This window comes from Methylocaldum marinum, from assembly GCF_003584645.1.
GTDB classification, from domain to species: domain Bacteria; phylum Pseudomonadota; class Gammaproteobacteria; order Methylococcales; family Methylococcaceae; genus Methylocaldum; species Methylocaldum marinum.
Window position 1 is genome coordinate 4,860,228 of sequence record NZ_AP017928.1, and the last position, 12,854, is coordinate 4,873,081.

General features: G+C 63.1%; 8 protein-coding genes. 4 read left to right on the forward strand and 4 right to left on the reverse strand.

Annotation, left to right across the window (positions count from 1 at the left end):
• Positions 1-205 precede the first annotated feature (205 nt).
• Entirely contained in the window at positions 206-1,636 is a 1,431-nt protein-coding gene (locus sS8_RS21735) for an aminotransferase-like domain-containing protein (protein ID WP_119631594.1), read from the forward strand.
• Positions 1,637-1,924: 288 nt separating this feature from the next.
• Here the strand turns inward: sS8_RS21735 and sS8_RS21740 are convergent, their stop codons facing one another.
• A complete protein-coding gene (locus sS8_RS21740; RefSeq protein ID WP_119631595.1) occupies positions 1,925-2,713 on the reverse strand; it encodes a helix-turn-helix domain-containing protein in 789 nt (262 codons plus the stop codon).
• A 161-nt stretch (positions 2,714-2,874) separates the two neighbouring features.
• Here sS8_RS21740 and sS8_RS21745 point away from each other — a divergent pair, with 161 nt between their 5' ends.
• From sS8_RS21745 to sS8_RS21755, 3 genes are all read left to right on the forward strand, one after another.
• Positions 2,875-3,969, forward strand: a complete 1,095-nt coding sequence (locus sS8_RS21745) for a DUF3047 domain-containing protein (RefSeq protein ID WP_119631596.1) — start codon at positions 2,875-2,877, stop codon at positions 3,967-3,969.
• Between the two features lie 26 nt (positions 3,970-3,995).
• The gene (locus sS8_RS21750; protein ID WP_119631597.1) at positions 3,996-4,886 is read left to right on the forward strand and encodes a LysR family transcriptional regulator; all 891 of its coding nucleotides are present in this window, start codon (positions 3,996-3,998) and stop codon (positions 4,884-4,886) included.
• Positions 4,887-5,656: 770 nt separating this feature from the next.
• Positions 5,657-6,442, forward strand: coding sequence for a methyltransferase domain-containing protein (locus sS8_RS21755; RefSeq protein ID WP_119632947.1), 786 nt, complete (start codon positions 5,657-5,659; stop codon positions 6,440-6,442).
• Between the two features lie 211 nt (positions 6,443-6,653).
• Here sS8_RS21755 and sS8_RS21760 read toward each other — a convergent pair whose 3' ends face one another.
• From sS8_RS21760 to sS8_RS21770, 3 genes are all read right to left on the reverse strand, one after another.
• Complete coding sequence (locus sS8_RS21760; RefSeq protein ID WP_119631598.1) at positions 6,654-8,843, reverse strand: TonB-dependent receptor; 2,190 nt, start codon at positions 8,841-8,843, stop codon at positions 6,654-6,656.
• Positions 8,836-11,886, reverse strand: a complete 3,051-nt coding sequence (locus sS8_RS21765) for a YncE family protein (RefSeq protein ID WP_119631599.1) — start codon at positions 11,884-11,886, stop codon at positions 8,836-8,838. Before sS8_RS21765 ends, sS8_RS21760 begins: the two co-directional genes overlap by 8 nt.
• 247 nt (positions 11,887-12,133) lie before the next feature.
• A complete protein-coding gene (locus tag sS8_RS21770) occupies positions 12,134-12,754 on the reverse strand; it encodes a hypothetical protein (RefSeq protein ID WP_119631600.1) in 621 nt (206 codons plus the stop codon).
• Positions 12,755-12,854: the final 100 nt, after the last annotated feature.

Here is a 12,854-nt window from a genome sequence, read left to right on the forward strand (position 1 = left end):
CCTGGCCTTTAATGCCATTAAACGCCGATGTTGCCGCGTTTTGCGACGGATGGCCGCCGAGGTCTGTTCGACTCCCTGAGAAGCGATTCCCCTAGCGTGTTCTCGTTCCGCGAGGGCCGTACAATAGATCGCCGGTTGCGGACAATACAGATACAGTTGATGATCGGTCCGGCCAACCTGTACCGGTCGCGGAGGCAATACAATCATGAATTCGCTTAATCTCGATCCCCACGACAGCCGCCCCTTGATCGAGCAGATCGTCGCCGGCATCAAGCAGCGCGTCGACGAGCGCGCCCTGCGGCCCGGCGCGCGCCTGCCGTCAATTCGGCATTTCGCGGAAGACCACCGGGTCAGCAAGTTCACCGTGGTTCAGGCGTTCGACCGGCTGGTGGCGATGGGCTATCTGAAATCCCGGCAGGGATCGGGTTTTTACGTGGCGCATCGCTCGGAGCCCAGCGGCGCGGCGAATCAATCCTGCCGGCTGGAGCGGGCCATGGATGTGCTCTGGCTGCTCCGCAACGCCTTGCAGGAACAATCCCATCTCGCCATGCCGGGCGCCGGCTGGCTGCCCGGCGAATGGATGGACGGCGAGGGCATACAGCGCAGTCTCCGCACGCTCGCCCGCAAAAGCGGTGCCTATCTGACCGGCTACGGCCTGCCGGCCGGTTATGAGCCGCTGCGGGTTTTGCTCGCGCGGCGGCTCGAGGACCAAGGCATCGGCTGCTCCCCCCGGCAGATCGTCACCACCCGCGGGGCCACCCACGCCCTGGACCTGATCAGCCGGCTGTTCGTCAAACCGGGCGATGCCGTGCTGGTGGACGATCCCGGCTATTACACCCTGTTCGGTTACCTGAAGCTTTCCGGGGCGCGGCTGGTGGGGGTGCCCTGGACCACTCAGGGGCCGGATACCGCGGCGATGGAACGCCTGATCCGGGAGCACCGGCCCAAGGTGTTTTTCACCAATACCTTGCTGCACAATCCGACCGGGGTCAGCATTACCCAGCCGGTCGCCCACCGCGTGCTGCAACTGGCCGAGCGTCACGATCTGATGATCGTGGAGGACGATATCTACGGGGATTTGCTGACCGGGCAGGCTACCCGCCTCGCGACGCTGGACCAGCTGGAGCGGGTGCTGTTCGTCAGCAGCTTTTCGAAAACCGTCTCAGCGAGTCTCCGGGTCGGTTTCCTGGCCTGCAAGTACGAAACCGCGGAGAGTCTCACCGACCTCAAACTCCTCACCAGCCTGACCACTTCGGAAATCGATGAGCGCCTGGTCTACGAACTTCTCACCGACGGCTATTACCGGAAGCACCTGGAAAAACTGCGTTCGCGCCTGCGCAAGGCGCGCGGCGAGGCCGTTAGAAATCTCGAAGCCAGCGGACTCGAAATCTACCAGGATACGGAAGACGGATTGTTCATCTGGGCCCGGCGCGAAGCCTCGGAGAACGCCACCCACCTGGCCGCGGCGGCCGCCAAGCAGGGCATCATGCTGGCCCCGGGCGCCCTGTTCAGACCTCAACAGGAAGCTTCGCCCTGGCTGCGCTTCAATGCCGCGGGTTGCGGGAATCCGGCCATTTTCCGGTTTCTGGATGCCGCTTGCGCCAACGCGGATTCCGGAACGAATACCGACGACTGAAACCGTGCCCGGCGGAAGGCGTTGCCGCTATTCGCAGGTTGGCAATCCCTTGCCGACAAAGCCGCTTGATCGGGGCATGCCGTCGGGAAAGGCTTCCCGACCTACAGCTCGTAGGATGTGGTGACCGAAGGGAACCGCCCTTCGACTGGGCTCAGGACAGGCATCGTTCGCGGCGCATCGGTGCGGTTCGTTCCTCACCGCACCCTACGAGTTGCAGGGTGGTACGGCCGTAGGTCGGCAATCCCTTGCCGACATAGACGCTCACGCCTCGGGTCCGGGACCGTCACTTTATCGTTTATCCACCATTCCGGGACTCACTTCGAAACGCCCGATATTCCTGAACACCGGTGCAGGGTTCACGCCGAAGGTATCGCGAAAGCTGTGGCTGAAATGCGTCGCATCGGCGAAACCCGCGTCCAGCGCGGCGCGGGTCAGGCTGTCGCTGGCATGCAGCAGCTCCAGGGCGGATACCATCCGCTTCCACAGCCGGAATCGACGGTAAGGCAGGCCGGTGCACTGGCGGAACAGATGCAGGAATCGGGAGGGTGACAGGTCGACCAGGCGTGCCAACTCCTCTTGCGAGAAATTCCGGTCCGGTTCGCGGCAAATCCGCTCGATGACCTGCCGAATGCGTTCATCCAGCTCGACCGGCGTCTGCTCGCGGGTACTCAGCAGCCGCTCCAGGCGCTGTTCGACCGCGCTGCGGTTCGGGTCTTCCTCGTGTATCCAGCGAAAACATTCGATCGTTTCCGCATCCTCGAAAAACCTTGCGGTGGTTTCCGAATACGGAAAACGCTTCCGGAACCCTTTCGCATCGGCGCCGGTTCGCTCCACGAACAGTTTTCCGTGCACGCCGCCCGCCATATCCAGGGCATGTCGAACCCCCGCGGGCACCACCGCGCAACGGCAAGTCCGCCATTCGCCGTCGGCCAATCTGATCCGAAACGGCCTATAGATGCCGACATGCAGCACGTTGGCGCCATAGACGTGGGGTTCCAGATGCTGGATCGGGCCGCAATAGAGTACCCGTCCGCGCCCCATGTAAAGTTGCGAAGTCCCGGGAAAAAGCGTGCGCATAGCCAGTTTATGCAAGTCCTGCCGGTGAAGCGTGGATACAATTCCGAGCGCTGGCCATAGACGGGAAACGATCCGGCGGCTTGACGATCCATAGCGGAACGCCAGCTTAGGATAATGAATTCGGACCGGCGTTTTCCAGAACTTTTTCCGGGAGGATTCCCATGAGCGACACACTGCATCGGAACGAATTTCAAAAGCCCTTCGAGACCCTGCTGAGCCGGCTCTCAAAGGAAGAGTTGAAGGCTCACGCTTTCATCGACGTGCCCTCGGATCGAAAACCCTGGCTGGACACCGGCATCGACTTGTCCTCGGGCGAGCGGGTCACGACCTTTGCCGTGGGCAAGACCTGTCTCAAGGGCACGGATCTCTGGTTCGGCGCCGATTTTCAGCTTTGGTGCCGCATCGGTCCGGACGGCGAGATCTTCCGCGGCACCCGGGCGAGCCACACGTTCGTTGTCGAGAAACCCGGACGGCTCTATCTCGCCAGTTATTTTCCGGGCGAATGGGCCACCCGAACCGGCGAACTGGCGACGCCGGATGAAGTCTACGAGCAAGCGAGCGGAAGCCTAACGGCCTTGATCTTGTGCTGGCGGGTCGAACCCCTTGTCGGGCTGAAAAAGCTGGCCGCGCTGGGCGACGTGGACGGCCTGATCGCATCCGAGATCGACCGCCTGAGCGATCCGGTGGTTCCGCCGGCAGGCTGGAGCTATCTGTGGTTCGTGGGGCCCGCGGAAATCTACCGGCCGTGCCGGACGCCGGAAAAGACATTCGCGATTTGTTGCCACACGCATCGGGACGTGGGCTTGTTGCAGAAGGACGTTTCCCTGCCGCTCGAGCCGAACACGCGCCTGCGCTGGGCCTGGCGCATGGACCGCCTGCCCTCGGAGGTGCGCGAGGACACCCTCGCGACCCATGATTATCTGAGCATCGCCGTGGAGTTCGACAACGGCCAGGACATAACCTATTACTGGAGCGCCGAACTGCCCGTGGGCACTGCCTTCCGCTGTCCGATTCCCACCTGGACCGCGCGCGAAACCCATGTGGCGATCCGTTCCGGCCGCGAGGGTCTGGGGGAATGGTTCAGCGAGGAGCGGAACGTTCACCGCGATTACCTGGACTTCATCGGCGGCGCGGCGCCGGCCCGCATCGTGCGGGTGTGGCTGATAGCGCTGAGTTTGCTCCAGGGCCGGGAAGGAGAATGCCGGTATGCCGACATCGCGTTCGTGACCGACGAAGGCGTGACGCCGATACAATAAGTCCGTTACATCCACGGGACCCTTCCATGCATTTCGATCTGCGCGATCTCGAACTATTCGTCGCCGTGGCCGAGGCCGGCAGCATCGCCAAGGCGGCGGAGCACTGCCATACCGTGGCCTCGGCCGTCAGCAAGCGGCTATCCGATCTCGAAGGGCGGTACGGGACGGCCTTCCTGGCGCGGAGCAGCAAAGGCGTGGCGCCGACCCCGGCAGGTCTTGCCCTGCTCGCGCGCGCCCGTGCCGTCCTGTATCAGGCCGGGCAGCTGGACCGGGAGCTGCGCGGCTATTCGGCGGGAATCCGGGGACAGGTGCGGGTATTCGCGAACATCTCGGCGATCGTGGAATTCCTGCCCGCGGCGCTCGCCTCGTTTCTGTCGGCCCATCCGGAGATTCGGGTACACCTCGAGGAGCACGTGAGCGGCGTCGTTGCCCGGGCCGTCGCCGAAAATCTCGCCGATTTGGGTATCGTGAGCGATATCGCCGGCGCGGACGGACTCATCATGATCCCGTTCCGCGAAGACGAGCTGGTCCTGATCGTTCAGCCGGGCCATCCGCTGGCTTCGCGCGAGCGCGTCGATTTCCGCGAGGCGCTGGGCTCGGATCTGGTCGGGCTCCACAGCGACAGCGCCTTGCACTACCGGCTGCTCCGCGCCGCCGCCGATGCCGGACGGCCGCTCAATCTCAAGATACAGGTCACCAGCTTCGACGCCGTTTGCGCCATGGTGGCGGCGGGGCTCGGCATCGGCGTGGTGCCGCGCGCCGCCACCACGCCTTATACCGCGTCGCTGGGACTGGTTCCGGTGGGGCTGAACGATGACTGGGCCAAGCGCCGGCTTCATCTGTGCGTCCGTTCGCTGGAGGCATTGTCCGCCGCGGCCAGGTTGCTGCTGGATCATCTCGCCGGAGCAACGGCTTAGAGCATCTACGGTTCTATGTGGCGCCCCGGCTGCCGCAGGTCGGAAACCCCTTTCCGACGCGGCTCCGTCGGCAAGGGATTGCCGGCCCACGACCGTGCCACCCTGTAGCTCGTAGGGTGCGGTGAGGAACGAACCGCACCGATGCGCCGCGAACGATGCCTGTCCTGAGCCCAGTCGAAGGGCGGTTCCCTTCGGTCACCACGTCCTACGAGCTGTAGGTCGGGAATCCTTTCCCGACGCCGTGCCCTGATCGAGCGGCTTTGTCGGCAAGGGATTGCCGACCTACGACCGTGCCGCCCTGTAGGTTGGGAGTCCTTTCCCGACGCAATGCCCCGATCAAGCGTCTTTGTCGGCAAGGGATTGCCGACCTACGACCGTGCCGCCCTGTAGGTTGGGAGTCCTTTCCCGACGCAATGCCCCCATCAAGCGGCTTTGTCGGCAAGGGATTGCCGACCTACGACCGTGCCGCCCTGTAGGTCGGGAATCCTTTCCCGACGCTGCGCCCCGATCAAGCGGCTTTGTCGGCAAGGGATTGCCGACCTACGACCATGGCGCTGTAGGTCGCGAATCCCTTCGCGACATCAAGCCGCTCGATCTGTGCCTTGCCTCTTGATTTCCAAGACGATATCCGCGACTGGACCATCCCGGCGGTGGGACGTTTGATTCGGGCCATCGCGAACCGCGATGGCGGTATCGCCAAACAACGTTTTTCCTCCATCCGTTCTTTCGGCATGCTTGCTCGCACCTTTTCACCAAGAGGAGCAAGTACGATGTATCGCTGGAATCCGGAAGATTATTCCCGCCACTCGGCCGGTCAGGAACGGTGGGCGCGCGAGCTGTTGAGGGGGCTGAACCTGCACCCGGATGACCGGGTGCTGGACATCGGCTGCGGTGACGGCCGCATCACGGCGGAACTGGCGCAGCGGGTGCCGTTGGGCCGCGTGGTCGGCATCGATCTTTCGGCAGACATGATCGGCTTCGCGGCCAGCCGGTTTCCGGCAGCGGAGTACCCGAATCTCGAATTCCGCGGGGCGGATGCCCGGACACTGCCTTTCGATGCGGAATTCACCGTGGTCTATTCCAATGCCGCCCTGCATTGGGTGCGGGATCACGGCCCGGTATTGGCCGGCATCGCCCGTGCGTTGAAGCCGGGCGGCCGCTGCCGGATGGAGATGGGCGGTCGGGGCTCCGCCGCCGCGCTGATCGCGGCGTTCGAGCGGGTCCTGGGAGAAGCCGCGTGGCGGGACGATTTCCAACGCTTTGAGTGGACTTTCGGTTTTCACGATGCCGAGAGCTATCGCCGCTGGCTGGGGGAGGCGGGACTGAACCCCGAGCGCGTTCAATTGATCGACAAGGACATGGTGCACGCCGATCGCGAAGCTTTCGTCGGCTGGCTGCGCACGGCCTGGCATCCCTACACGTCGCCAGTCCCGGCGGAACGGCGAGGCCTCTTTATCGATGCCGTGGCCGAGCGCTATCTCGCCGGGAATCCGCCCGACGCGGCGGGATGTATCCATGTCGCCATGGTGCGGCTCCAGGTCGAGGCGAAACGGTGAACGCCGGGTTCAGTCCTCGGACCGGCAGTGTACGTCTCGAATGCGCTGCGTGTCGCCCGCGCCTTAAGTCGTATGATGCTTTTCACCGCCTCGCGCAGCCAGATATGGCCCGGGTCCCAATCTTGGCGCGCATGCCACAGCATGGAAATCGTGAAGGTCTCGATCTCGATCGGCTTGGAAATTCCGGCATTCTCGCCGTCAGGCCGGCCGTTCATAACGCCAGGCGCACGCTGGCTATCAGATTGACACCCCGCGCATCCACCCCGGAGCCGTGTTCCCGGTAGTTCTTGTCCAGCATGTTCTCCAGGTCCAGTTGCAGCGCCCAGTGCCGATTCGGCTGCCAGCCGGCGCGCAAGTTCAGGGTTGCCCAGCCGGGGGTGCCGTTCGGATTGATTCTGGGATCGTCCAAGTCGCGGCCGCTGAGATGATTCTGCCGGTCGGCGAAGCGGCAGAAAGTCTCGACCCAGACGGCGGGCCAGGGTCGGAAATAGACCCCGAACCGGCCGTTCAATGGCGGAATCCGGTCGGCCGGCAGCGCATCGCCGTCGCCGAAGGTTTCTTCGCCGAAGGTGTAATTCAAACTGCCGTAGAGCGCCAGCCGGTCGTCGAGCCGATAGCGGGCGCCGACTTCGGCGCCGTGCAGCTCGACCCGGTTGATGTTTCGGTTCTGTATGACGTTTCGGCCATCCGAGGTGGTTTCCCCGGTCAGCACACTGGTGATCTTGTCGCGGAAATCCGAGACGTAACCGATGGCTTCCGCCTGTAACCATGGATTCTGGAATTTGAACCCGAAATCCCAGGTCAGGATGGTTTCCGGTTTCAGGTCCGGATTGGCGATGTTGTAACGGTTGCCCGGCCGGGGTCCTAGCGTGCCCAGGTCGAAGATGTTCGGCGGACGGAAGCCGCGGCCGAAATTGGCGACGAACTTGAGTTCGTCCAGCAGGGCATAAGACAGACCGACGTTCCCGGTCACGTCGTGATGGTCCAGCTTGGCGCCCACGCCGCGGTCGGCCGCTTCCAGCACCGTGTGATAATGGCTGTAGCGGCTGCCGAACTGTAATTGCAGGCGCTCGCCCAGGTACAGGGTTTCATGGCCGTACACGGCCACCGAGTCCATCGTCGAGCCGTCGGGAAAACGGCTGGTCGCGGTCGAGCTCGTGCCGGTGCCGATATCGGTATCGACACGGCTGCTGGCGACTTCATCGTGATAGAACTCCAAGCCGTAGACCAGCTTCCCGAGACTATCCTGCTCCAGCGTCGCCTGCGCGGTGATCCCGGTCAGCAGGCTGGCGTTGCGCTCCCTGGCTTCGCGGCTGGAACCGTAATCGCGCGTGCGCCGGTCGTCGGTAATCCGCTGGTGGGCGACGTGAAACTCCAGCGCGTCGAACAGTGCGGTGGCACGGCTGTAACGATACCGGCCATGGAAGAACAGGCGCTCGTTGGGCTCGAAAGAGAACACCGCCGAGCTCGGTTCGGTCTGTCCGTATCCGGGCACCAACTCGTCGTAGCGCGGTGTTTCCGGCTGGCTGAAGAACTGCATGTCGAACAGCAGTTCGTGGGCATCGCCGGGATGATAGAGCAGCTTGGCATTACCGGCCCAGGACTCGAAGCCCGTGTGGCGCTGCCGGTCGCCTCCGCCGGCGATCCGGTCGCCGAAATTCTGATAGCCGAAGCTGCCGGTCACGGCCAGATCGTCGCGGCCGCCACTCATGGTCAGATGGGTTTGATAGGCGTTTTCGGCACTGCCATAGCTGTTGTTGAAAACGGTCCGCGACTGCCAGGCGGAACCGGAAAACCGGGGAACCGGCGTGAAGACCTGGACGACGCCGCCCATCGCATCCCCGCCGTAAAGCGTCGAAGACGCGCCGCGTACCACCTCGATCCGGTCGACGTTGAAGGGATCCAGCAGGGCCATGTACTGATTCGGCGCATTGCGGAATATGGCATTGCTGAGCCGCATGCCGTCCACCAGGTAGAGCACTTCCGACCCTTTCAGTCCGCGCACGATGGGAATGCCCTGGCCGGGCGTGGTCTCCTGCACGTACACGCCGGTTTGCCCGCGCAGGAGATCCGGAACGATCTGCGGCACTTGCCGTTCGATTTCGGCAGAACTCACCGAAGTGACCGCGGTCGGCACGTCGAAGCTGCCGAGCGGCGCCCGGCTCGCAGTAATTTGAATCGTATCCATCCATGTCGCCTCGTCCGAGCCGGCCGCCGCCGGCCGGCTGATCGCCCACAGTCCCAGGGCGATCAGCCGGATATGGGCGATCCCGCCCGGCCGGCAGGACGGCAGCGACGGCCGGGCCGCACCGGCCTTCCTGTGCCGGAATCGGCCGGCCGGGCCGAAAGACATCCGAGCCGTCGGATGTCCATCCAAGGATGCCAAGAGCCCGTCAATCATCAGTCGCACATCGCGTCCGGGAACACAGCGATATCAGTTTTCGGGCGTCCTGAGCGGTCACTTTGCCATCGTGATCGAGGTCCTTGGAATCGCCGATAACGGCGACCGTGTTTTTGGCGGGCAGCAACAGATTCAGATCGTCTCCGTCGACATCGCCGTCCCCGTCCAGATCGCCGGCTGCCGTTTCGTCATTGTCGAGCACGCCGTCTTTGTCCCGGTCGATACCGATCCTAAGGCCCGAACCCGGCGGTACGCAGGTGTAGGTCAGGTCGCCTCCGGGCTGCGCGGCACTGGCCCGTAGTTCGCCATCGGACAGCGCGGGCATGTCCTGGCTGGACGGCTGGAACTGGCCGTTGCCCAGATACAAAAAGCCGGTGTACCGATTCTTCGCCACCAAATCGCAGGCGTTCGCTTCGGCTTGCGCGACCAGCAAGTCGATCCGGGACGCCGCAAGCTCGGCATTGCTCTGGTTTAGCGTGACCTGCTGGCCGACGATGGGGAACAAGTTGCTGTCGAACGCCAGCAGGAAGGCTTCCACGTTGCGTCTTTCGGTGATGCCGGCCGCGCCGAAATCGAATCCGCCCGGATTGCCGACATTGACTCCGGCCAGCGCTTTTTCGACGGGAGTGCGGGTGTCGGACGGGTCGGTTTCGTCCGCGAAGAGCGACCGCGCGAATGTTTGTGCGCTCAGGAAGCGGAACAGGGTATCGACGCCGCCGTCGGGGCCGAAACCGAAGCCCCGGATCTGCGGTCCCATATCGCCGACATTGGCTCTGGGCAGGAAGAAGGTGGATTCCGTGGAATTCGACTGGGGCGCCATGCCGAACATACCCACTTTCTGGTACATGTTGCGCAGGTGCGGAACCTTGAAGAACTGATTCGTGCGGTCGAAGCTCGAATGGCCGTCGGTACCGAAGAATCCGGGCTTTTTGACCTCGGCGAACTCGGCGTTGCCGTCTCGGTCCAGAACATGGCAGCCGTTGCAGGCAAAAAAGCTGTCGGAGGGCTCGGCCTTGAAATAGAAGTCGCGGCCCGCCTGCTGCTCCGGCGTTAACGAATTGTCCAGGTTGCGGATGGGATTGGGCGGGTAGGTCAATTCCAGAATGAAGTCGGTAAACTTCTGCATCTCGTCGGCCGGCAGCATTTCATGCCGTCCCACCAAACCGGGAAATGCGACATTGAATTTCCGGAACGCCTTGTCTTCGTCGAATATTCCGCCGTTGGGCTGCACGCTGGGTCCGGAATTGGGCAAGGCATTGGCATCGTTGCCGCCGGTGCGGTCGCCGCGCCAGTGCAGCGGACCGTGATTATCCAGGCCGCGCAAGCTTTGCGTGGTCATCGGCCCTTTCATCGGCCGGTAATGCTCATTGGTTTCATGTCCCAGGATGATCGCCCCGAGTTGGGGAGGGGTACGAAACGGCCCGGGATTCTCGCCTTCGTCGCCGTCGGGATCGCCCAGATCCCAGGCCAAGGTGTCCATGTCACCGAAGATATGACAACTGGCGCAGGCCGAGTCGCCGTGGCTGGACGTGTAAGCGGCGTCGTAAAGAAACCGGCGGCCCTCGACGATGTGCTTGGGTTCCGGATTGAACATCGCGACATGCTTGATTTCGCGTCCGGTCGCCGTGTTGATGATGGAAATCGAATTGTCAAAGCGTGTCAGCACGTACAGCAGTCCCCGTTCTTCGTCCAGGGCCAGCCCGCTCGGTCCGCCGCCGGTCACGTGTATCTGCGCGGCACTGTCCGGCACGAACCGGTCTTCCTCCAGCTCCCGGGTGTCGTATCGGGCCACCTCGCTGGTGCCGAATGCGGCCACATAAAGGGTCTTGCCGTCCCGGGTGATAGCCATGTCCAGGGGAAACGCGACGCTTTTCTCGTTTTCCGGGTTGGGAATCGGCGCGCAGCAGCGGCTGTAATCGATGTGTTTGTTAAGATGGCGCGGCGTCACCGACTGCTGAGGGCCCAGCACGGTAATCCGGCTTTCGGCCAAATGGCCTCGGACGGTCTGGCCGTTGCTGTATATGCCTTCGCCCTCGAACCGATTGTGGTTCATGGCCTCCAGGTTGGAAACATAGACTTTGCCGTTGGCGGGATTGACGACCATGTTGAAGAGCGTGGTACCGACGCCGCGGAAGTCACCGTCGGCTTTTGCCGCCGGCGGGTTGGCGTTGGCGTCGATGGTGAACACGTCGCGGTCCGGCAGGGAAAACGGCACCATGTCGTCCCATTGCTGCCCGAGTTCGTCGACCCAGTGGCTGCCGTCGTATTTGACGATCAGGCCGACCTTCGGTTGCGGTTCGCCCGCATAATTCGTCGTCGGTCCCGGATAGACCCGGGTGAAAGGCGGAGCGATGCCGCGTTCGACAACAGCGTCGTTGAGCGTCATCGTGCCGTTGCCGGTATAGAACCCGGCGGCGTAGACGGTAGAGCCGTCCGGTGTTACGGCCAGCGCGCGCGGGGTGTCGGTAAACAGGGTCAGCACCGTCAGCGGTACGCCGGCCAGCGTATTGCCCAATTGATCGGCATCGAATACCCAGACGTCGGCGCGGCCGACGCCCGGCGTGGTTAGCTGCGGATCTCTGCCGGTGTTCTGTCCTCGATGCGCGGTCGTGATGAAGGCCCTGGACTTGTCCGGGCCGGCGAACACGATATCGTGCGGCTCGTCGCCGACCAGCAAGGTGCGGGTCACTCGTCCGCTGCCGTTGCCGTCGATATGGACGACACTGACGCTGTCCGACAAATGGTTTACCACCCAGACTTCCTGGCTGTTGCGCACCGCCAAAGCGACCGGCTCCAGCCCTACCGGAACCGAACCGACCGGTTTGAGACTTTGACCGCCGACCTGAAAGATTTCCAGCCGGTTATCCGGGGTGTTGAGAGCGAACAGCGTGGTGCCGTCCGGCGACAAAGCCAGCGGCCGAACCTGGCCGCTTTCGAACGCGGTAAAGGAAGACTCCGCAAGGACCGGCGCCGCGAACGCCATCCATACTAATCCCCAAAGCCGGCTATAGCGGCTGATTGTTGTTTTCTCTGACCTGGTCATCGAGGTTGCTCCGGAAAGTGTTGCGCGGCATTCGATTTGCAAGAACCGCCCGACCGAAAAGGCCGGTCGATGCGAATGACGTCGACGCTGCTGGTGTTACTGTCGAAACCGTCCGGCTTATGCACGGCTGTGCTCTGCGTGTGGGCCGGAGCGCAGGGGCGGCCGCCGGGAGCGGATGGTTTTCAGATCGATGTGGAAATGTCAGCGGGCTCGGTATGCCGGCAGGGCATCCGGAACGCGGTCTCCACTACAGGTGCGTGACGGATCGATCGCCCACTCCTCCGGCGCTCCGGCGGTCGCGTCCGAACAGTGCGGTCAGGCCGGTGGCCATGAGCCAGAAAGCGGAAGGCAGCGGAACCGGGGCAACGGTCGCCGAGGAGACGCCGGCGGTCAAGCCGTCGCCATCGGCATCGGCAAGTGCGTTGACGGCCAGGTTCAATGGGCTGCTGCCGGCTTGCAGGAAAGTGAACGTAACTACCGCCAGGGTAAAACTGTCGGCCTGCAGGGCGTTCAGATCCGCCGGCGAATCGAAGGACAGCTCGAACAGATTCAATACTCCGGTGCTGCTCAAATCGGCGGCCTGCACGTTCAGTCCGAAGTCGTGAACATCCAGTTCGTTGCCCAGCGTCGGATCACCGAAACGGGTGCCGACGTACTCCAAATGGCTGCTATCGAAATGCAGATCCAGATCGTAGCTGCCGAGCGAGGGTGCTTCGCCGGCGCCGAGTCCGAATACCGTGATGCCGACGCCTACCGACGAGGCGGTCCGGGACAGCGGGGTGAGCTCCAGTGTGATCGCGGACTCGGCGAGCCCGGATGCGGACAATAACAGTGCGCCGATTAAAGATTTGAAATAGGGGTCGAGCATACTGACAGTCTCCTGTTAAGTGGCTTGTTTCGGGAACGATTTAGGGAAACTCCGATCCGGTTCTGCACCGAGCCCGGGACGATCAGTCCTCGTCGATGGC